The organism is Pseudomonas multiresinivorans (assembly GCF_012971725.1).
Lineage (GTDB): Bacteria > Pseudomonadota > Gammaproteobacteria > Pseudomonadales > Pseudomonadaceae > Pseudomonas > Pseudomonas multiresinivorans.
The window spans coordinates 1,128,163-1,147,873 of sequence record NZ_CP048833.1 but is presented as its reverse complement, the minus strand read 5'-3'; the positions used below and the strand labels follow the sequence as shown (position 1 = coordinate 1,147,873).

The 19,711-nt window shown below is 66.3% G+C and carries 16 protein-coding genes and 1 pseudogene; 3 read left to right on the top strand and 14 right to left on the bottom strand.

Annotated features, from left to right (window positions below; all coding sequences use genetic code 11):
- Nucleotides 1-12: 12 nt before the first annotated feature.
- Entirely contained in the window at nt 13-1,257 is a 1,245-nt protein-coding gene (locus tag G4G71_RS05240; RefSeq protein WP_169935876.1) for a D-amino acid dehydrogenase, read from the bottom strand.
- Nucleotides 1,258-1,320: 63 nt separating this feature from the next.
- Here G4G71_RS05240 and G4G71_RS05235 point away from each other — a divergent pair.
- A pseudogene (locus G4G71_RS05235) lies at nt 1,321-2,299 on the top strand (LysR family transcriptional regulator).
- 98 nt (nt 2,300-2,397) lie between these two features.
- On the opposite strand, the gene hutG reads toward G4G71_RS05235, so the two are convergent.
- The 9 genes from hutG to G4G71_RS05190 form a co-directional block, all read right to left on the bottom strand.
- Nucleotides 2,398-3,201 carry an N-formylglutamate deformylase gene (gene hutG / locus G4G71_RS05230; RefSeq protein ID WP_169935872.1) on the bottom strand — a complete coding sequence of 268 codons (804 nt, stop codon included), beginning with the start codon at nt 3,199-3,201 and terminating at the stop codon, nt 2,398-2,400.
- Between the two features lie 125 nt (nt 3,202-3,326).
- Complete coding sequence (gene hutI, locus G4G71_RS05225) at nt 3,327-4,523, bottom strand: imidazolonepropionase (RefSeq protein ID WP_169935870.1); 1,197 nt, start codon at nt 4,521-4,523, stop codon at nt 3,327-3,329.
- Nucleotides 4,520-6,052 (bottom strand): histidine ammonia-lyase, encoded by a 1,533-nt coding sequence (gene hutH, locus G4G71_RS05220; protein WP_169935868.1) that lies wholly within the window; start codon nt 6,050-6,052, stop codon nt 4,520-4,522. The genes hutI and hutH (G4G71_RS05220) overlap by 4 nt, the downstream gene beginning before the upstream one ends.
- Nucleotides 6,053-6,101: 49 nt before the next feature.
- A complete protein-coding gene (locus G4G71_RS05215; RefSeq protein WP_169935866.1) occupies nt 6,102-6,917 on the bottom strand; it encodes a quaternary amine ABC transporter ATP-binding protein in 816 nt (271 codons plus the stop codon).
- Nucleotides 6,914-7,768 carry an ABC transporter permease gene (locus tag G4G71_RS05210; RefSeq protein ID WP_169935865.1) on the bottom strand — a complete coding sequence of 285 codons (855 nt, stop codon included), beginning with the start codon at nt 7,766-7,768 and terminating at the stop codon, nt 6,914-6,916. The genes G4G71_RS05215 and G4G71_RS05210 overlap by 4 nt, the downstream gene beginning before the upstream one ends.
- Before the next feature lie 62 nt (nt 7,769-7,830).
- On the bottom strand, nt 7,831-8,739 hold the full coding sequence (locus tag G4G71_RS05205; RefSeq protein WP_420826005.1) for an ABC transporter substrate-binding protein: 909 nt from the start codon (nt 8,737-8,739) through the stop codon (nt 7,831-7,833).
- 142 nt (nt 8,740-8,881) lie between these two features.
- Complete coding sequence (locus tag G4G71_RS05200; RefSeq protein WP_169935861.1) at nt 8,882-10,294, bottom strand: purine-cytosine permease family protein; 1,413 nt, start codon at nt 10,292-10,294, stop codon at nt 8,882-8,884.
- A gap of 183 nt (nt 10,295-10,477) precedes the next feature.
- On the bottom strand, nt 10,478-12,145 hold the full coding sequence (hutU, locus tag G4G71_RS05195) for a urocanate hydratase (RefSeq protein WP_169935859.1): 1,668 nt from the start codon (nt 12,143-12,145) through the stop codon (nt 10,478-10,480).
- Between the two features lie 541 nt (nt 12,146-12,686).
- The gene (locus tag G4G71_RS05190) at nt 12,687-13,703 is read right to left on the bottom strand and encodes an ABC transporter substrate-binding protein (protein ID WP_169935857.1); all 1,017 of its coding nucleotides are present in this window, start codon (nt 13,701-13,703) and stop codon (nt 12,687-12,689) included.
- Nucleotides 13,704-13,935: 232 nt separating this feature from the next.
- Here G4G71_RS05190 and hutH (G4G71_RS05185) point away from each other — a divergent pair, with 232 nt between their 5' ends.
- Complete coding sequence (gene hutH, locus G4G71_RS05185; protein ID WP_169935855.1) at nt 13,936-15,465, top strand: histidine ammonia-lyase; 1,530 nt, start codon at nt 13,936-13,938, stop codon at nt 15,463-15,465.
- 214 nt (nt 15,466-15,679) lie between these two features.
- Here hutH (G4G71_RS05185) and G4G71_RS05180 read toward each other — a convergent pair whose 3' ends face one another.
- Both G4G71_RS05180 and hutC read right to left on the bottom strand, forming a co-directional pair.
- On the bottom strand, nt 15,680-16,270 hold the full coding sequence (locus G4G71_RS05180; protein ID WP_169935853.1) for a HutD/Ves family protein: 591 nt from the start codon (nt 16,268-16,270) through the stop codon (nt 15,680-15,682).
- Nucleotides 16,267-16,977, bottom strand: coding sequence for a histidine utilization repressor (gene hutC / locus G4G71_RS05175; protein WP_065086557.1), 711 nt, complete (start codon nt 16,975-16,977; stop codon nt 16,267-16,269). The genes G4G71_RS05180 and hutC overlap by 4 nt, the downstream gene beginning before the upstream one ends.
- Nucleotides 16,978-17,224: 247 nt before the next feature.
- On the opposite strand from hutC, the gene G4G71_RS05170 reads away from it, so the two are divergent.
- Nucleotides 17,225-18,589, top strand: coding sequence for a formimidoylglutamate deiminase (locus G4G71_RS05170; RefSeq protein WP_169935851.1), 1,365 nt, complete (start codon nt 17,225-17,227; stop codon nt 18,587-18,589).
- Nucleotides 18,590-18,793: 204 nt separating this feature from the next.
- On the opposite strand, the gene G4G71_RS05165 is transcribed toward G4G71_RS05170, so the two are convergent.
- Together G4G71_RS05165 and bamE are read right to left on the bottom strand one after the other, a co-directional pair.
- Nucleotides 18,794-19,348 carry a lipocalin family protein gene (locus G4G71_RS05165; protein ID WP_169935849.1) on the bottom strand — a complete coding sequence of 185 codons (555 nt, stop codon included), beginning with the start codon at nt 19,346-19,348 and terminating at the stop codon, nt 18,794-18,796.
- A 37-nt stretch (nt 19,349-19,385) separates the two neighbouring features.
- The gene (gene bamE / locus G4G71_RS05160) at nt 19,386-19,640 is read right to left on the bottom strand and encodes an outer membrane protein assembly factor BamE domain-containing protein (protein WP_024766664.1); all 255 of its coding nucleotides are present in this window, start codon (nt 19,638-19,640) and stop codon (nt 19,386-19,388) included.
- Between the last annotated feature and the right edge of the window lie 71 nt (nt 19,641-19,711).

Here is a 19,711-nt window from a genome sequence, read left to right as displayed (position 1 = left end):
AATCCGATTGAATCAGCCGGCCAGCCGCGCGGGCGTCAGGCCGGTCGTGTCGATATCCGGGTGACGCCCGGCGATCTGTGCGGCAATCAGTTGCGCACTGCCACACGCAAGGGTGAAGCCCAGTGCGCCGTGGCCGAGATTCAGCCACAGGCCACGCGGACCGCAGGCCCCCACCAGCGGCACGCCGGTGGGCGTGGCCGGACGCATGCCGGCCCATTCGATGGCGGCGCCGTAGTCGCAGGCGTCCGGCAGCGTATCAGCCGCCTGCTGCCGGATCAGCGCCAGCCGCTTGGGCTCCAGGCGCGGGTCGAAGCCGACGATGTCGACCATGGCAGCGATGCGCAGACGCTCGCCGATGCGCGCGTAGACCACCTTGCGGTCGTAGTCGGTGAGGCTCACCTCCAGCGCGAGGTCCTCGGCGCGGATCGGCGCGGTCAGGCTGTAGCCCTTCAGCGGATAGAGCGGCAGGCGCGGGCCGCCCGGCAGCAGCGCGGCGCTGCGGTAGCCGGCGGCGAGGACCACGTGATCGGCCTCGAAGCTCTCCCCGCCCGCCTCCACACCAATGACCACGCCATTGCGAATGATCAGCCGGGAAGCCGGACAGGCATAAACCAGCCGGCAACGTCCCGATGCCTGAAGTCGCTCGGCGAGCCGCTGGCAGAACAGGAAGCAGTCGGCGACCTCCTCGTCCGGCGTATGGATGCCACCGACGAAGGGCGCACGCGCCAACGCCGGGTCCAGCTCGCGGCACTGCTGCGCCGAGAGCACGAATTGCGCGGAAGGATCGGACAGGTTCTGCCGCGCACTGCGGAAACTGCCCTCGTCGCGGAAGGCCACTAGCTTGCCGTTGCGCCGCCAGTCGAAGCCACCCAACCCGTCTTCGCGCCACTGCGCCAGGGTGCTCTGGCTGAACAGCGCAAGGCGCAGCAGATGTTTCGCATTGGCCTGGTTCACCGAGCTCCGGCAGGCCGCCGTGAATTCCAGCAGCCAGCGCCACTGCGCCGGGTCCAGGCGCGGGCGCAGGCGCAGCGGCGAGTCGCCGCGCAGCAGCCAGCCCAGTGCCTGCTGCGGTACGCCCGCATCGGCCAGCGGCGCCACGTAGCGGTAGGACAACTGGCCGCCGTTGGCGAAGCTGGTTTCCAGCCCGGCCGCATCCCGCGCTTCCAGCACGGTGACGTCGAACCCTTCGAGGACCAGCGCCTGCGCCGTGGCCAGCCCAACCACGCCCGCGCCGATGATGCAAACCCGCTGTGCCATTGCCGTCTCACTGCCAATCGATTCCAGGCCTCGACCTTAGGGCCGGGTGACAGGCGGCGAACAATGAATAAACATGGGCAACCCATAAACCAGGGTTATACCTTGGCGAATCCGCTGACGGAGGCAAGCCATGCGCCTGCGCCATATCGAAGTGTTCCAGGCCATCCGCGAGACCGGCTCGGTCAGCGGCGCCGCGCAATTACTGCACGTCTCCCAGCCGGCAGTGACCAAGGTGCTGCAGCACGCCGAGCAGCAGCTGGGCTTCCCGCTGTTCCTGCGCGTGCGCGGCAAACTGCAGGCGACTCCCGAGGCGCTGGAGCTGGAGCGCGAAGTCGCCAAGGTGACGGAAAGCCTGCAGGGCGTGCGCCGCCTGGCGCAGAGCCTGCGCGGCCAGCCGGAGAACCGCCTGCGCGTGGGCGCCACGCCGGCCCTGGCGCTGTCGCTGCTACCGTCGGTGATCCGCGAATGGACCGACCGCTATCCGCAGAGCAGTTGCGAGCTGGCGACCCAGCATTCCCGCGAGCTGATCCAGAACCTGCTGATGCGCGAGCTTGACCTCGCCCTCACCCTGCAGCAGACCGACCACCCCGGCCTGCGCTCGCAGGTCATTGCCAGCGGCCCGCTGGTAGCCCTGGCGCCACACGCGCACTGGCCGGAAGACCGTTTGGGCAAGGCGCTGAGCCTGGGCGAGTTGGCCGGCGAGCCGATGATCGGACTGTCCACGTCCGACCCGCTGTCGGCGCGCCTGGAAAGTCATCTGGCGAATGTCGAACCGCCGCCGCGGGTGCGCATTTCAGTACAGACCTACGCGCTGGCGCGCACGCTGGTGGAAGCAGGGACAGGATTGGCGCTGGTCGACCCCTTCACGGCACTGGGCGCGGACGAAAGACTCACCGCACTGCGCCCGCTGTCGCCTCCGGTGAAGGTCACGCTCTACGCCCTGACCCGAGCCGATGAGACGCCTCCGCACACCCAGGCGCTGCTGCTGGAAATGCTGGTGCGGCATGCCGAAGGGCAACTGGCGCAGCACCGCTTCGAATAAAAGACAGCCCCCTGCCACGGCGGGGAAGCGCCGCCGGGATGCGTGGTCCGGCGGCGCCGCGCCGACAAGCCCCGGCGCGGCAGGAGGCTGTGTAAAACTCAGCGGCCGTAGTGCTCGCGGCCCCAGGCGATGAAGGTTTCCAGCATGCGCCGGAGCACCTGGGCGGTCGGCGCGGCGAGGTCTTCGCGGTAGCCGAAGGGCGCGTGCTCATCCATGTAGTTGCACTGCGCGAGTTCCAGCTGCACCGCGTGCACGTTGTCCTGCGGCTGGCCGTAGTGACGGGTGATATGCCCCCCCTTGAAGCGGCCGTTGAGGATGTGGCGGTAAGCCGGAGCCTCGGCGCACACCGCGACCAGCCGCTCGGCCAGCTGCGCATCGCAGCTGGCACCGCTGTTGGTACCGATGTTGAAGTCCGGCAGCTTGCCGTCGAACAGGTGCGGGATCACCGAGGCGATCGAGTGGGCATCCCACAGCAGCGCATAGCCGAATTCTGCCTTCAGCCGTGCGAGCTCGTCGGCCAGGGTCTGGTGATACGGCGTCCAGACTTCCTTGAGGTAACGCGCACGCTCTTCCGTGGAAGGCGCCTGACCTTCCTTGAACAGCGGGCGGCCGTCGAACAGGGTGTCCGGATAGAGACCGGTGGTGGCGGTGCTGTACAGCGGCTTGTCGTCGGCCGGGCGATTGAGGTCGATGACATAGCGCGAGTAGCCGGCGGCCAGGGTGCTGGCGCCCAGTTCTTCGGCAAAGGCGTAGAGCTGCGGAATGTGCCAGTCGGTGTCGGCCAGCTCGCGTGCCTCGTCCACCAGGCCGGCTTCCACGGCCGGAGTCAGGCGGATGCCGGGGTGCGGCATGCTGATCAGCAGCGGCACGCGGCCGCGTTTGAATTCGAGAACGTTATCCATGAGGTGCTATCTCCGTATCCGGCGAAGGCTGTCCTGTAGGAGCGAGCTTGCTCGCGAACTGCCCCGCAGGGGAGCTGGGTTCGCGAGCAAGCTCGCTCCTACAAGAACACTGTCAATGTCGCGGTTCACAGCTCTTCGCCGTGACGAATGACGCGCTTGGGCAGGTCGCCGCCGAGCCAGTAGGCCAGTTCGGCGGGGCGCTGGATGTCCCAGGCGATGAAGTCGGCGACCTTGCCCGCTTCCAGGCTGCCGTGGCTGTCGGCCATGCCCAGAGCGCGCGCGGCGTTGAGCGTCACGCCGGCCAGCGCTTCTTCCGGGGTCAGGCGGAAGGCGGTGCAGGCCATGTTCAGCATCAGGCGCAGGGACAGCGCGGGCGAGGTGCCGGGGTTGAGGTCGCTGGCGATGGCAATGTTCACGCCGTGCTTGCGCAGGGCGTCCATCGGCGGCAACTGGCTTTCGCGCAGGACGAAGAAGGCGCCCGGCAGCAGCACGGCGACGGTACCGGCTTCGGCCATGGCGATGGCGTCGCTCTCGTCCATGAATTCGAGATGGTCAGCGGACAGCGCACCGTAGCGCGCGGCGAGGCTGGAGCCGTGCAGCGAGGAAAGCTGCTCGGCATGCAGCTTCACCGGAAGGCCCAGGCGCTGGGCAGCCTGGAACACCCGCTCGACCTGCGCCGGGGAGAACGCCAGGTGTTCGCAGAAGGCGTCCACCGCGTCCACCAGCCCTTCCTCGGCCAGTGCCGGGAGGATGTGATTGCAAACCTGATCGATATAGTCGTCGGGCCGGCCAGCATATTCCGGCGGCAACGCGTGTGCCGCCAGGCAAGTAGTGCGTATTGTCACCGGCAGCTCCTGCTCCAGACGGCGAGCAGCGCGCAACATACGGCGTTCGCTTTCCAAGTCCAGGCCGTAGCCGGACTTGATCTCCAGTACCGTTACCCCATCGGCCAATAAAGGTCGGGCGCGCTTGATTGCGCTGGACATCAGTTCTAGGAGGCTGGCTTCGCGGGTGGCGCGCACAGTGCTGGCGATGCCACCGCCGGCTGCTGCGATCTCGGCATAGCTGACGCCGTTCAGGCGTTGCTCGAATTCGCCGCTACGGTCGCCGCCGAACACCAGGTGGGTGTGGCAGTCGATGAAGCCGGGCGTAACCCAGGCCCCGCCCAGGTCGGTGCTCTGCACGGGGCGCTCGGGTAGTTCGGCGCGCGGGCCGATCCAGCTGATGCGCTCACCCTCGGTGATGATCGCGGCGTCTTCGATGATCGCGTAGCGGCCATCTTTCATGGTTGCCGCGTGGCAATGGTGCCAGAGGTGTTTCATTGCAGCCTCCCGATACTCGCGCCGACGCTGTCCAGCGCCGCCGGGTCAGCCAGCAGCGCGGTGGCGCGGTCGATGTCCGGCGCCAGCCAGCGGTCGCTATCGTAGGCCGGCACCTGTTCGCGCAACAGGCTCCAGGCGCAGTCGGTACCGGCGCCGAAACGCTGCGGTTTGAGGAATTCGAAGGCCTGGGCGGCCAGCAGGTACTCGATGGCGAAGATGCGCCGGGTGTTGTCGATGGCGCGGCCGAGCTTGAGCGCTGCGCTGGTGCCCAGGCTCAGGTGGTCTTCCTGCAGGCCGGAGGTGACGAAGTTGTCCACCACCGCCGGTTGCGCCAGCTGGCGGTTCTCGCCGGCCAGGGAGGCGGCGACGTACTGCACGATCATCATCCCCGAGTTGACGCCCGGCTGGCTGACCAGGAAGGCCGGCAGGCCACTGACCAGCGGGTTGATCAGGCGATCCAGGCGGCGCTCGGCCACGCCGCCCAACTCGGCCACGGCAATGGCCAGCAGGTCGGCGGCCATGGCCACGGATTCGCCGTGGGGATTGGCCTGGGAGACCACGCGGTAGTCGTCCGGCGTGCCCAGCACCAACGGGTTGTCGGTGGCGGAATTCAGTTCGGTCTCGATCTGCTTCGCCGCGTGTTCCAGCTGGTCGCGGCAAGCGCCGTGGATCTGCGGCATGGAGCGGATGCTCAGCGCGTCCTGGGTGCGGATACCCTTGCTGCTGGCGATGACTTCGCTGCCTTCGAGCAATGCGCGCAGGTTGGCGCCGACCTTCTGCATGCCCGGGTGCGGCTTGAGCGCGATGATCTCGGCGTCGAAGGCGTCGATCTGCCCGCGCAGGGCTTCGAAGCTCATGGCGCCGATCACGTCGGCCCATTGCGTCAGGCGGGTCGCGTCGTCCAGTGCCAGGCAGCTCAGGCCGGTCATGCACGGCGTGCCGTTGACCAGGCAGAGCCCGTCCTTGGCGCCCAGCTGCACTGGTTCCAGGCCTTCGGCGGCCAGGGCGCGGACTGCGGGGACGACGTCGCCGCGATAGCTCACCTCGCCGATGCCCAGCAGCGCCACGCCGACGTGGGCCATGTGGGTGAGATAACCGACCGAGCCTTGCGACGGCACGCGCGGGGTAATGCCGTGGTTGAGCAGCGCGACCAGCGCTTCCACCACGCGGCGGTGCAGGCCGGATTTGCCGTGGCTGTAGTTGGCGATGGCGGCGGCGATGATCGCGCGGGTCTGTTCGTCCTTCAGCGGCTCGCCGACGCCGCAGGCATGGCTGAGCAGCGTGTTGCGCGACAGCTGTGCCAGTTGCTCGCCCTGCAGTACCACGTTGCACAGCGCGCCCAGGCCGGTGCTGATGCCGTAGGCCCGTTCACCCCGGCTGACGATGCGCTCGACGATGCCGCGGGCGTTGTCGATGCGCGCCCAGGCAGCCGGCGACAGTTGCAGGCGCGCGCCGTGGCGCGCCACCGCGACCAGGTCCTGCCAGCGCAGCGGGCCGTTGCCGAAAGTGATGGTGGAAGAGGACGACATGCGGAACTCCTGTAGGCGGGGAAGCCCCCTTCCCCGCCGGTGAATGGCGTTAGATCGCAGCGACGCGGCGCTGGACGAAGCGGTCGACGTACTCGTCGGCAGGCTTGTGCAGGATGTCGGCAGGCGCGCCGACCTGGATCAGCTGGCCGTCCTTGAGGATGGCGATGCGGTTGCCGATGCGCACGGCCTCGTCGAGGTCGTGGGTGATGAAGACGATGGTCTTGTGCAGGGTCTTCTGCAGCTCCAGCAACTGGTCCTGCATGTCCGCGCGGATCAGCGGGTCGAGGGCGCTGAAGGCTTCGTCCATGAGGATGATGTCGGTGTCCGCCGCCAGGGCGCGGGCCAGGCCGACGCGCTGGCGCATGCCGCCGGAGAGCTGGTGCGGGTAGGACTTCTCGTAGCCCTTCAGGCCCACGGTGTTGATCCAGTGCAGCGCGCGCTCCTGGCACAGCGCCTTGCTCTCGCCACGGATCTTCAGACCGTAGGCGACGTTGTCGAGCACGCTCTTGTGCGGCAGCAGGCCGAAGCTCTGGAACACCATGCTGATCTTGCGCCGGCGGAAGTTTTCCAGCGCGGCCGCGTCGTAGCCGAGCACGTCCTCACCGTCGACCAGGATCTGCCCGCTGGTGGGGTCGATCAGGCGGTTGAAGTGGCGTACCAGGGTCGACTTGCCGGAGCCGGACAGGCCCATGATGACGAAGATTTCCCCGGCCTCGATGGACAGCGACAGGTCGTTTACCCCGACCACACAGTCGGTGGCGGCGAGGACTTCGGCCTTGCTCTTGCCCTGGCGGATCATCGCCAGGGCCGCATCGGCCTTGGCGCCGAAGATCTTGTAGACGTTCTTGACCTGGATCTTGCTCATTTGCTGGCCTCATGGTGGCGCGAGCGGCCGTAAGCCTGGGTGATGCGGTCGATGACCACGGCGAGGATGACGATGGCGAGACCCGCTTCCAGGCCCTTGCCGACGTTGAGCGTCTGGATGCCGACCAGTACGTCCTCGCCCAGGCCACGGGCGCCGATCATCGAGGCGATGACCACCATCGACAGGGCCATCATGGTGGTCTGGTTGATGCCGGCCATGATGCTCGGCAGCGCCAGCGGCAGCTGCACGCCGAACAGTTGCTGGCGGCGGTTGGCGCCGAAGGCGGTGATGGCTTCCATCACCTCGCGGTCGACCTGGCGAATGCCCAGGTCGGTGAGGCGGATCAGCGGCGGCGCGGCGTAGATCACCGTGGCGAAGATCGCCGGTACCTTGCCCAGGCCGAACAGCATCAGCACCGGGATCAGGTACACGAAGCTGGGCATGGTCTGCATGATGTCCAGCATGGGCAGCAGCACGGCGCGGAACCGGTCGCTGCGTGCGGCGAGGATGCCCAGCGGGATGCCGATCAGCACCGAGATGATGGTCGCGACCATCATCAGCGCGAGGGTCTGCATCAGCTTGTCCCACAAGCCGACGGCGCCCACCAGGAACAGCAACCCGACTATCACCACGGTGGGCAGGATGCGCCGCGTGGCGTGCCAGGCGATGCCGGCGACGATGGCCAGCATCAGCCACCAGGGCGTCGCGCGCAGCACGCTCTCCAGGTTGACGATGGCCCACAGCAGGGTGTCGGAGATGTGGCGGAACACGTCGCCGTAGTTGGTGACCAGGGCATCGACCCAACCGTTGACCCAGTCGGCGATGGAGAAGGTGAAGCGTTCGGGAAACATGGCACGTACTCGTCAGGAGTGGGCATCACCGGGGAAGCAGCGCCTCCCCGGATTCGGCGGCGTCAGAGCGCGGCCTGGACCTTCTTCGCAGCGTCCTCGCTGACCCAGGTGGTCCACACTTCCGGGTGTTCCTTGAGGAAGGCCTTGGCCAGTTGCTCGGAGGTCAGTTTCTCCTTGGCCATCTTCGCCAGGTTCTGGTTCAGCAGGTCGATGGGCAGGTTGACCTTTTCCAGCACGGCCACCAGTTCCGGGGCCTGGTCGTGGAAGGCTCTGGACAGGCCAACCTGGATCTTCACGTCCTTGTTCACGCCCGGCTCATCCAGCTTCACCAGGTCGGCCTGGCCCATCAGCGGCGTCGGCGACCAGTAGTAGAAGAGAATAGGCTCCTTGCGCTTGTAGCTCGACAGCACGGCGGCATCCAGGGCCGGGCCGGTACCGGGGCGGAAGTTGGTGAACTTGTCCTCGAGGCCATACTTCTTCAGCATCTCGGAGTTTTCCAGCTCGCAGGTCCAGCCGGCCGGACAGTTGTAGAAGCGGCCCTTGCCCGGCTCTTCCGGGTCGCGGAAGACTTCGGAGTACTGCGCGAGATCGGTCACGGCCTTCAGGTTCGGTGCCTTGGCTTCGATGTTGCGCGCCTTGTCGCCCTCGATCACGAAGCGCGGCACGTACCAGCCTTCGGTGGCGCCGACGATGGGAGCACCCACGCCGACCACCTTGTTCGCGGCGGCGGCCTTGTTCCAGGCATCGCTGCGGCCAATCCATTCCTCACTGAAGATCTGGATGTCGTTGTTCGCCAGCGCCTGTTCCATGGTGATGGAGTTGCCCGGCAGGCTGTCGGTTTCGCAGCCGTAGCCGTTCTTCAGGATGATCTGCATGAGGTCGGTGAGCAGCATGCCGCTCTCCCAGTTCAGCCCGGCGAACTTCACCGGCTTGCCACTCTCGCACCAGCCGGCGGCCTGGGCCGATGCCATGGTGCCGCCCAGCAGACCGGCGGACAGGAACAGGCCCAGCAGCGTCTTCTTGGTGTTGTTCATCTGATGCTCCTAAACGTGAATGAGGTTGGGCAGTGCAAGGGCCGCGCGGGCTTGTGGCTGCGCGGCCGGGCCGGTCTGTTCAGGTGCGGGCCGGCAGGATCAGCCGGTCCGGTAATGCCCGCGTGACGCGCCGGGTGACCAGGTAATAGAGAACCGCAGGGACCACCAGGCCGATGATCCAGGAGATATCCACGCCGCCCAGGGCATCCACCAGCGGGCCGGTGTAGAACTTGGTGGAAATGAACGGCAATTGCACCAGGACGCCGATCACATAGACGCTGATGCCGGGGATGTTCCAGCGCCCGTAGCGACCGTCCGGATCGGAGAGCGCCGGCACGTCGTAGTGCTCGCGGGTGATGCAGTAGTAGTCCACCAGGTTGACCGCGCTCCATGGGGTGAAGAAGGCCAGCAGGAAGAGGATGAAGGACTTGAACGCGCCGAGGAACGAATGCTGGCCCAGCAGCGCGATCAGGGTCGCGGCGCCGACGATCAGCAGGACGAACACCAGGCGCTGCACGCGGCTCACCTCCAGGTGGCCGCGGAAGCCGCTGATCACCGTGGCGATGCACATGAAGCTGCCGTAGGAGTTCAGCGTCGAGATGGTGATCTTGCCGAAGGCGATGGTGAAGTACAGCAGCGCGGCGACGGCGCCACTGCCGCTCAGGCCGACGATGTAGGCCACTTCATGGCCAGCGAACTGCCCGTTGGCCCCGGCCGCGGCGAACACGCCGAAGATCATCGCCACCTGGGCGCCGATCACCGAGCCGGCGCCCACGGCGAGGAAGGTTTTAACCGAGGAAGTCCTGCCCGGCAGGTAGCGCGAGTAGTCCGCGACGTAGGGGCCGAAGGCGATCTGCCAGGAAGCGGCCAGCGACACCGCGAGCAGGAAGCTGCTCCAGCTGAAATGGCGGATTTCCAGCAGCGCGCCGACATCGGTCTGGCTCATCAGGCGGCTGAACAGGTAGACGAAGGCGATCACCCCGATGACGCTGGCGATGCGGCCGATGACATGGATGACGCGGTAGCCAAGCACGGTGACCAGCACGATGACGCTGGCAAAGATCAGGATGCCGACGCTGTCGCTGACACCGAACAGCTGTCCCAGCGCCTGACCGGAAAGCACCGTACCGGTAGCGGTGAAGCCCAGGTACATCAGACATACCAGCACGATCGGAATGGCCGCGCCGTAGACGCCGAACTGCACGCGGCTGGAGATCATCTGCGGCAGGCCGAGCTTCGGCCCTTGCGCGGCGTGCAGCGCCATCACGCCGCCGCCCAGCAGTTGGCCGATGAGCAGACCGATCAGCGACCAGAACACATCGCCGCCCAGCACCACGGCCAGGGCTCCGGTGACGATGGCGGTGATCTGCAGGTTGGCGCCCAGCCACAGGGTGAATTGGCTGTAGAGTTTGCCGTGGCGCTCGGCCTCGGGGATGTAGTCGATCGAGCGCACCTCGATCAGGGGTTTAGAGCTATCACTGGCCTGGGACATCGTTATTGTTCTCCCGAAGGGATTCTTGTCTTGTCGATGTACTGCATTGCTTGACGGACCGGGCCGCCGCACCACGCCGTGCGGCGGCCCTCTCCCTGGTCCTTGTTGCATCACTCACGACTGCCTGGCCGTGTAGGGCGCATAACCTGTTCCAGGTTATGCGCCCTACACGTGGCTAGCCGATCACTTGCCGGTGATCATCGGCAGGTTCAGGCCCTGCTCCTTGGCGCAATCGATGGCGATCTGGTAGCCGGCATCGGCATGGCGCATCACGCCGGTGCCTGGGTCGTTGGTCAGCACGCGGGCGATGCGCTCGGCAGCTTCGTCGGTGCCGTCGCAGACGATCACCATCCCCGAGTGCTGGGAGAAGCCCATTCCCACGCCGCCACCGTGGTGCAGCGAGACCCAGGTGGCGCCACTGGCGGTGTTCAGCAGGGCGTTGAGCAGCGGCCAGTCGGACACGGCGTCGGAGCCGTCGCGCATGGCTTCGGTCTCGCGGTTCGGGCTGGACACCGAGCCGGAGTCGAGGTGGTCACGGCCGATCACGATCGGTGCTTTCAGCTCGCCGCTGCGGACCATTTCGTTGAATGCCAGGCCGAGCTTGGCGCGCTGGCCCAGGCCGACCCAGCAGATGCGCGCCGGCAGGCCCTGGAAGCTGATGCGCTCGCGCGCCATGTCCAGCCAGTTGTGCAGGTGGGCGTCGTCGGCGATCAGTTCCTTGACCTTGGCGTCGGTCTTGTAGATGTCCTCGGCGTCGCCGGACAGCGCGGCCCAGCGGAACGGGCCGACGCCACGGCAGAACAACGGGCGGATGTAGGCCGGAACGAAGCCGGGAAAGTCGAAGGCGTTGGCGACGCCCTCTTCCTTGGCCATCTGGCGGATGTTGTTGCCGTAGTCGAAGGTCGGCACGCCCTGCTTCTGGAATTCCAGCATGGCCTGGACGTGCACGGCCATGGATTGCTTGGCGGCCTTGACCACGGCGGCCGGGTCAGTCTGCGCGCGGTCGCGGTACTGCTCCCAGGTCCAGCCGGCGGGCAGGTAGCCGTTGAGCGGGTCGTGGGCAGAAGTCTGGTCGGTGACCATGTCCGGGCGCACGCCGCGCTTGATCAGCTCCGGGAGGATTTGGGCGGCGTTGCCCAGCAGGGCGATGGAGATGGCCTTGCCTTCGGCGGTGTACTTCGCGATACGCGCGAGGGCGTCATCGAGGTCCTTGGCCTGTTCGTCGACGTAGCGGCTGGCGAGGCGGAAGTCGATGCGGCTCTGCTGGCATTCGATGTTCAGCGAGCAGGCGCCGGCCAGGGTCGCGGCCAGCGGCTGGGCACCGCCCATGCCGCCGAGACCGGCGGTGAGCACCCACTTGCCTTTCAGGTTGCCGTCGTAATGCTGGCGGCCGGCCTCGACGAAGGTTTCGTAGGTGCCCTGGACGATGCCCTGGCTGCCGATGTAGATCCAGGAGCCGGCGGTCATCTGGCCGTACATGGCCAGGCCCTTGGCGTCGAGTTCGTTGAAGTGCTCCCAGTTGGCCCAGTGCGGCACCAGGTTGGAGTTGGCGATCAGCACGCGCGGGGCGTTGGCGTGGGTCTTGAACACGCCGACCGGCTTGCCGGATTGCACCAGCAGGGTTTCGTCGTCGTTCAGCTCCTTCAGGGTGGCGACGATCTTGTCGTAGCACTCCCAGTTGCGCGCGGCGCGACCGATGCCACCATACACCACCAGTTCCTTGGGGTTCTCGGCGACTTCCGGGTCGAGGTTGTTCATCAGCATGCGCAGCGGCGCTTCTGTCAGCCAGCTCTTGGCATTCAGTTGGGTGCCGCGCGGGGCACGGATTTCGACGTCGCGGAATTTGGTCACGGGAGGCTCCTTCGCTTGCTCGGATCGTTAAGCCGGTGAGGGCTTTGGCGGTTCGTTCGACAGTTCCGAGAAGTTCGAAACCATCATGTCTATGCTTGTATGTACAAGTATAAGCAAAGCAAAGGCCAACCTTGGCTCGCGGGGTGTCAAAGTAGCCGGAAAAGCAAATGAACTTATTGATTTATATGGAGTAAATCTGAGATTTAGCAATTCCGTCGCGGCTGACAGCAATCGCTGTCCTTCAGACAATTGCACCAGAAGCAGGCTTCACTGCACCGTTTCGTTGCGTTCGGTAACACCGCTCGCTACCAAGGGACACAGGTTGTATAGACAAGCGTATTGGAGCGAGATTTGGGCACACCGGTTCCCGGATGCCCCCTCTCCCCCGCCCTCTCCCCCGCCCTCTCCCTGAAGGGAGAGGGAGCTATCTGTGCCGGCTGACGCTAAGGTTTCATCCTTCACCGAACGGTCCCCTCTCCCTTCAGGGAGAGGGTTAGGGAGAGGGAACGCCCAGCTCGATTACCACCAATACGGCACTCGCCTACTTCAACGCCGCATCAATTCTTCCCGCCGCCTCCGCCGACACCCACTTCGACCACAACTCCCGGTGCTCGCGGAAGAACTTCGCCCGCACATCCGCCACGTCCCGGTGGTGCTGCGCCATGTCAGCCAACAGCGCGTTGAACATGGGCAGCGGCAGTTCGACCTTCTCGAACACCTGCACCAGTGGCGGCGCCTTGTCGTGGAAGTCGCGGGACACGCCGATGCTGATCTTCGCCGGCAGCGAGCGCGAACCCTTGGGATTGGGGTTGTTCGGGTCGGTCAGGGTCTTCCAGGCCGCCTCGTCGAATGGCGGCTCCTCCAGCTGCACCAGCTTGAAGCGACCCAGCAGCGGCGTCGGCGCCCAGTAATAGAAGAGCACCGGCTTGCCCTGGGCGATGGCCGAAGTGATCGCCGCGTCCAGCGCGGGGCCGGCGCCAGTGCGGAAGTTCACGTAGCTGTCCTCGAGCCCATAGGCCTTGAGCTTCTGCGTGTTGACGATCTCGCAGGTCCAGCCGGTGGGGCAGTTGTAGAAGCGGCCCTTGTTCGGCTCTTCGTCGTCCTTGAACAGGGTCTTGTAGCTGGGCAGGTCGTTCACGGACTTCAGGCCCGGCGCCGAGGCCTTGATCCCACGCTTGGCATCGCCGTGCACCACATAGTCCGGCACCCACCAGCCTTCACTGGCGCCCTTCACCGTCTCGCCGACGGAGAATACCTTCCCTGCCTGCTCCGCTTGCTGCCAGACGGTGCTGCGCCCGGCCCACTGCTCGCCGGTAACCTGGATGTCGTTCTGCTTCAGCGCGTTCTCCATGGTCACCGTGTTACCCGGCACGGCATCGGTCTGACAGCCGTAGCCCTTCTCCAGGATGAAGCGCAGCACCTCGGTGGTGAACATGCCGCTCTCCCAGTTCAGCCCGGCGAACACCACGGGTTTCGGATAGGGGCAGCCGGCGGCAAGGGTCTGGGCGCACAGGCCGAAGGCCAGTAGCAGCGCGAACAGGCAACGGGGGGCGGACATGGGCGACTCCGGGCGCGTTGGTGTCCTTAGGGTTTAGCCGCCACGGCGCGGTTTGCCCACAACCATCGGACTGGAAATGCCACCGGGGGTGACATTCACTTTCTCCCGAGTGGCCGCACGGCAGGGCCGGCGGCGAAGACATGGGCCCTGGCGCGCCATGGCACAGCGATTGCTATACCTGTATATACAGGAACAATCCACGGTAACACTTCACCGAATCCAGGATGCCGACATGCCCGAAACCCTGCTCCTGACGCCCGGCCAGTTCGACCTCGACCAGCTGCGCGCCATCTACCAGCACCAGCCCGACCTGCAGCTTGCCGACACATGCCGCGAGGCCATCCTGCGCAGCGCGCAGACGGTCAGCCAGATCATCGCCGACCAGCGCACCGTGTACGGCATCAATACCGGTTTCGGCCTGCTGGCACGCACCTCCATTCCCGAGGAGCAACTCGCCACGCTGCAGCGCAACCTGATCCTTTCCCACTGCACCGGCACCGGAGCGCTGCTGGACAATGCCAGCGTGGCGCTGATCATGGCGCTGAAGATCGGTTCGCTGGCGCGCGGCTTTTCCGGCGTCAGCCCGGCAGTGATCGAGACGCTGCTCAAGCTCTACCGCGCGCGGGTCTACCCGTGCATTCCCTCCCAGGGCTCGGTGGGCGCCTCCGGCGACCTCGCGCCGCTGGCGCACATGTCCGCGACCTTGCTGGGCGTCGGCCAGGTGCGCCATGACGGGCGCATCCTCGACGCCACCGAGGGCCTCGCCATCGCGGGGGCCGAGCCACTGGTGCTGGGGCCGAAGGAAGGCCTGGCGCTGATCAACGGCACCCAGGTGTCCACCGCGCTGGCCCTGCGCGGGCTGTTCGCGGCGGAGCGGCTGTTCATTTCCGCGGTGGTCGCCGGCAGCCTGAGCGTGGAGGCGCTGAAAGGCTCGTTCGTGCCGTTCGACGCGCGCATCCAGGAGGTGCGCGGCCAGCCGGGGCAGATCACGGTCGCCGCGCTGTACCGCGAGTTGCTGCATGACAGCCCGATCAACCAGTCGCACATCGACTGCAAGCGCGTGCAGGACCCGTACTCCCTGCGCTGCCAGCCCCAGGTGATGGGCGCGTGTCTGGATCACCTGCGCTTCGCCGCCAGCGTTTTCCTGCGCGAGGCCAATGCGGTTTCCGACAACCCGCTGGTATTCAGCGCTGACGGCGATGTTCTGTCAGGCGGTAACTTCCATGCCGAGCCGGTGGCCATGGCGTCGGATGTACTGGCACTGGTGATCTCGGAGATCGGCGCACTGTCCGAGCGACGCATCGCCCAACTGGTGGACCCGGCCATGTCCGGTCTGCCGGCCTTCCTGGTCAAGGAAGGCGGGCTGAACTCCGGCTTCATGATCGCCCAGGTCACCTCGGCGGCGCTGGCCTCGGAGAACAAGACCTGGGCGCACCCGGCGTCGGTGGACAGCCTGCCGACCTCGGCGAACCAGGAAGACCACGTGTCCATGGCCACCTTCGCCGCCCGCCGCCTGCAGGACATGGCCGCCAACAGCGCCGGTGTGGTCGCCATCGAACTGCTCGCCGCCGCCCAGGGCGTGGACTTCCACGCGCCGCTGCAAAGCTCGCCGCAACTGCAGGAAGTGCGCACGCTGATCCGCAGCGAAGTGCCGCACTACGAGCAGGATCGCTACTTCGCTCCGGACATCGCCGCTGCGCGGGCGTGGGTGGAGGATGGGGTGATGAGCAGGTGGATTGGCTACGAGCGGTTGTATGACTGACACCTATACAGGGCGTATGAGCTCCGTCGCCACAGGTGGAATCTGCGCTCGGGATTGCCCTCACCCTGAGGGCCGTAGGATGGGTGGAGCGGAGCGATACCCATGCGGATCGCCGCGCGGGAATTGATGGGTATCGCTCCGCTCCACGCCATCCTACTCACAGCATCCCGCCCCCCTGATAGGAAAGGGCGCCTCGAAGGCGCCCTTTTCTCGTTCAGCGTGGGTCGAGTTCGATTACGCAGATGTCCGCACAGCCCGCCACCGCGAACCGCCACTCCCGCAGCGCACTATCGCTCTCGGCAATCAGTGTGTCATGCAGGCCCAACACACCGGCCGCCTCGCCGTTCAGGCTGGCATGGATGCCCTCGCCCGCGCTGAACAACAGCACCATGGAAGCACTGCTGAAGAAATGCGTCGCGCCATCCACCTTCAGCCATTGCAGTCGCGCCCGGTAGCGAGCCGACGAATAGATCAGGTTGAAGTCGCGGATCGCGCCGCCGAGCAGCGTGCACTCCACCGCACTGGCGCCATCGAAGGCAAAGGCATCAAGGGCGCGCAGCTCGCGGGAATCGAAACCGTCGACCTTCAGCCGCATACCCTCGCCTTCCAGCACGCTGATGACACGCTGGTAGCCGCTGAACGAGGAGAACGGCCCGGGCGCGCCGACATCGGCGATGGACACGCGCCAGCCGAAACCTTCCAGGCCATCGCCGGCATCGCGGACGATCTCGCGGGTCGTGCCCGCGCCGTTCTTCCAGGGCATCGCCGGGTAGTCGGCGGCGCGCAAAATTCGCACTTCACTCATGAACTGAATCGTCCTTCCAGGCGGTAGCGCGAGCCCGGATAGAGCAGGCGTGCGCTGGTCACGGTATTGCGTCCCGACCAGGTGCGCCGGCGGATCAGCAGGCACGGTTCATGGCGGTCGACGGACAGCAGCTTGCACTCCTCGGGGCTGGGCAGCACCGCCTCGACCACGTGCTCGCCCTCGCTCAGCGGGGCGACCTGGGTGAGGTAGGCGAAGGGCGTCTGCCCGGTGAAATCCTGCTTGAGGTAGTCCGGCGCCACGGCCGCGTTGACGTAGCGGTCCTCGATCTGCACCGGGATATCGTTCTCGTAGTGCACGATCACCGAGTGGAAGATGCGCTGGCCCTCGCGCACGTCCAGCGCCAGCGCGCGCTCGGCGCTGGCCAGCTCTTCCACCAGACTGATCACCACGAGGTGATGCTTGTGCCCGCGGGCGGTGATTTCCTCGGCGATGTTCTGCACCTGGAACAGCGCGGACTGGCCCTTGGGCTCGGCGACGAAGGTGCCGACGCCCTGCATGCGCACCAGCAGGCCGTCGGCAGTCAGCTCGCGCAGTGCGCGGTTGATGGTCATGCGGCTGACACTCAGCTCGGCGACCAGCTCCGCCTCGGACGGCACGCGGTGATGCGGCGGCCAGGTTCCGGACTGGATCTGCTGGATGATCATCTGCTTGACGCGAGCGTACAGCGGCGCGGGAATTTCCCCCATCTGCGCGGCGAGCGACGAACCCTCGGCGGGCGGGGTAGGCGTGGGCGATGCGGGCACGGGAAACTCCTTGTCGTGGCGACGGTGTTCTTTCTTTGGAGGGCGACTGCGGTCTGACTCCGGCATGTACCGGATTCGACCCGTGCATACAAGTCCTCTGACGACCGCCGGGTTGCCTTGCAGTTTACGGTCCCGGCAAACGTCTGTATATGTATATACAAATTCCAAGAAACCCGCGAGGACCTCCCGCATGTCCGTTCTGTTCGCCGAAACCGCCCTGCTGCCTTCTGGCTGGGCGCGCAACGTCCGCTTCGAGATCGATGCCGCGGGCCTGTTCACCGCGATCACCCCGGACGCCAGCGCAGAAGGCGCCGAGCGCATCGCCGGGCCGGTCCTGGCGGGCATGCCGAACCTGCACTCCCACGCCTTCCAGCGCGCCATGGCGGGCCTGGCGGAAGTTGCCGGCAATCCCAACGACAGCTTCTGGACCTGGCGCGACCTGATGTACCGCCTGGTCGGCCGCCTGTCGCCCGAGCAGGTCGGGGTGATCGCCCGCCAGCTGTACATCGAGATGCTCAAGGCCGGTTACACCGGTGTCGCCGAATTCCATTACGTGCACCACGACGTCGACGGCCAGCCCTATGCCAACCCGGCGGAGCTGGCGCTGCGCGTCAGCCAAGCCGCGGCGGATGCCGGCATCGGCCTCACGCTGCTGCCGGTGCTCTACTCCCACGCCGGCTTCGGCGGACAGGTACCGAGCGAAGGCCAGCGCCGCTTCATCAACAGCACGGATAGCTACCTGAAGCTGATCGACGGGCTGCGCACGCTCCTGGCAGACAAGCCGCAGCAAGGCCTCGGCCTGTGCTTCCACTCCCTGCGCGCGGTAACGCCGCAGCAGATCGCCGAGGTGCTGGGCGCCGACTCCACCGGCTGCCCGGTGCACATCCACATCGCCGAGCAGCAGAAGGAAGTCGACGACTGCCTGAGCTGGAGCGGTCGCCGCCCGCTGCAGTGGCTGTACGAAAACGTCGCGGTGGACGAGCGCTGGTGCCTGGTCCACGCCACCCACGCCGAAGCCGACGAAGTCACGGTCATGGCCCGCAGCGGCGCGGTCGCCGGGCTTTGCCTGACCACCGAGGCGAACCTGGGCGACGGCATCTTCCCGGCGGTGGACTACCTCGCCCAGAACGGCCGGTTCGGCATCGGCTCGGACAGCCATGTATCGCTGAGCGTGGTCGAGGAACTGCGCTGGCTGGAGTACGGCCAGCGCCTGCGCGACCAGCGCCGCAACCGCCTCTACGGCAAGGACCAGCCGATGGTTGGCCGCACCCTGTTCGATGCCGCCCTCAGCGGCGGCGCCCAGGCCCTCGGCCAGCCCACCGGCGAGCTGGCGGTCGGCAAGCGTGCCGACCTGCTGGTGCTCAACGGAAACGACCCTTACCTGCAGACCGCCCGTGGTGACGCGATCCTCAACCGCTGGCTGTTCGCCGGCGGAGACCGCCAGGTGCGCGATGTGATGGTCGCCGGGCAGTGGCGCGTGCGCGACGGCCGGCATGCGCTTGAAGAGCAAAGCGCCCGCGAGTTCGCCGATGTGCTTCGCAAACTCCTGGACTGAGAGGTCCTTGTAGGATGGGTGGAGCGCAGCGATACCCATCGATTTGTGCGCATACAGCATGGGTATCGCTCCGCTCCACCCATCCTACGAACCAGGGACCAGACCTGTAGGAGCGAGCTTGCTCGCGAACAGCCCCGCTGCGAAGTTGGTTCGCGAGCAAGCTCGCTCCTACGAAGAGCAACAACGCCCCCGAGGGGCGTTGGTTCATGGAGCCGCCGAACTCGAATCAGCCGCCCGCCAGATCAGGTCATCCGTCCGGTAGCCCCGCGCGTGGGCCAGTTCCAGCAGCTTGTCCCGCGTCGCATCCGGCACCACCGGCTTGCGCGATAGCAGCCAGAGATACTCACGGTTGGGGTTGCCCACCAGGGCGGTCTGGTAATCGTCGTCGACGTAGAGCACCCAATAGTCGCCCTTGGCGATACCGGGGAAAATCTTCGAGAAGGTATTGTCGAAACGCACCCAGAGCTTGTCGGTGCGGCCCGGCACCTGCGCTTCGGCGCGGCCGTTGGCCTGGTCCCATTCGCCGTCAGTGGTCAGGCAGCGATTGGTTACCGCGATGCTGGAGTCAGCCTGCAACTGGTAGTGGGCTTCGGATTGCGCGCAGTGGCGCTGGAAAAACATCGGCTTGCGCGCCAGCTCGTACCAGGTGCCCTCGTAGCGCTTGAGGTCGACCTGCACGGTCTGCGGCGGTTGCGGCGAGGAGCCGGCACAACCGCTCAACGCGGCGAGGCAGGCCAGCCAGATAAGGGATCGACGCATTGCGTTGCTCCTTGGCTGCCCGCCCCGCCCCCTGGGCTTACTTCAGGCCCTGGGCGGAGAACAGCAGCACTTTGTCGCCAGCGTACTGGATGCTGATGAAAGCCTTCTCGTCACCCCAGGTGCAGCTGGAAACCCCCAGTGCGCCAGAGCATTCGGCAGGCTTGCCGAGCAGGCTTTCCACCTCGGCCTTGCTCATGCCGGTTTTGATCTTGGAATAGTTCTCCTGGTTCACTTTGCTGCAAGCGGCCAGAACGACACAGAACGCGACGAGCGCGAGGCGGCGGAAAGACATCGACAACTCCATTGTTTGGGGGGCAGGCCAACAAGCTTGGCACAGGGCGACCGTTTCGGCCGCCGGGTTGG

Bases quoted from the DNA above. Each gene is read 5' to 3' on its own strand.
- G4G71_RS05240 (WP_169935876.1), bottom strand. From the start codon at position 1,257: ATGGCACAGCGGGTTTGCATCATCGGCGCGGGCGTGGTTGGGCTGGCC.
- hutG (WP_169935872.1), bottom strand. From the start codon at position 3,201: ATGGATAACGTTCTCGAATTCAAACGCGGCCGCGTGCCGCTGCTGATC.
- hutI (WP_169935870.1), bottom strand. From the start codon at position 4,523: ATGAAACACCTCTGGCACCATTGCCACGCGGCAACCATGAAAGATGGC.
- hutH (WP_169935868.1), bottom strand. From the start codon at position 6,052: ATGTCGTCCTCTTCCACCATCACTTTCGGCAACGGCCCGCTGCGCTGG.
- G4G71_RS05215 (WP_169935866.1), bottom strand. From the start codon at position 6,917: ATGAGCAAGATCCAGGTCAAGAACGTCTACAAGATCTTCGGCGCCAAG.
- G4G71_RS05210 (WP_169935865.1), bottom strand. From the start codon at position 7,768: ATGTTTCCCGAACGCTTCACCTTCTCCATCGCCGACTGGGTCAACGGT.
- G4G71_RS05205 (WP_420826005.1), bottom strand. From the start codon at position 8,739: ATGGCATCGGCCCAGGCCGCCGGCTGGTGCGAGAGTGGCAAGCCGGTG.
- G4G71_RS05200 (WP_169935861.1), bottom strand. From the start codon at position 10,294: ATGTCCCAGGCCAGTGATAGCTCTAAACCCCTGATCGAGGTGCGCTCG.
- G4G71_RS05190 (WP_169935857.1), bottom strand. From the start codon at position 13,703: ATGTCCGCCCCCCGTTGCCTGTTCGCGCTGCTACTGGCCTTCGGCCTG.
- hutH (WP_169935855.1), top strand. From the start codon at position 13,936: ATGCCCGAAACCCTGCTCCTGACGCCCGGCCAGTTCGACCTCGACCAG.
- G4G71_RS05180 (WP_169935853.1), bottom strand. From the start codon at position 16,270: ATGAGTGAAGTGCGAATTTTGCGCGCCGCCGACTACCCGGCGATGCCC.
- hutC (WP_065086557.1), bottom strand. From the start codon at position 16,977: ATGGGGGAAATTCCCGCGCCGCTGTACGCTCGCGTCAAGCAGATGATC.
- G4G71_RS05170 (WP_169935851.1), top strand. From the start codon at position 17,225: ATGTCCGTTCTGTTCGCCGAAACCGCCCTGCTGCCTTCTGGCTGGGCG.
- G4G71_RS05165 (WP_169935849.1), bottom strand. From the start codon at position 19,348: ATGCGTCGATCCCTTATCTGGCTGGCCTGCCTCGCCGCGTTGAGCGGT.
- bamE (WP_024766664.1), bottom strand. From the start codon at position 19,640: ATGTCTTTCCGCCGCCTCGCGCTCGTCGCGTTCTGTGTCGTTCTGGCC.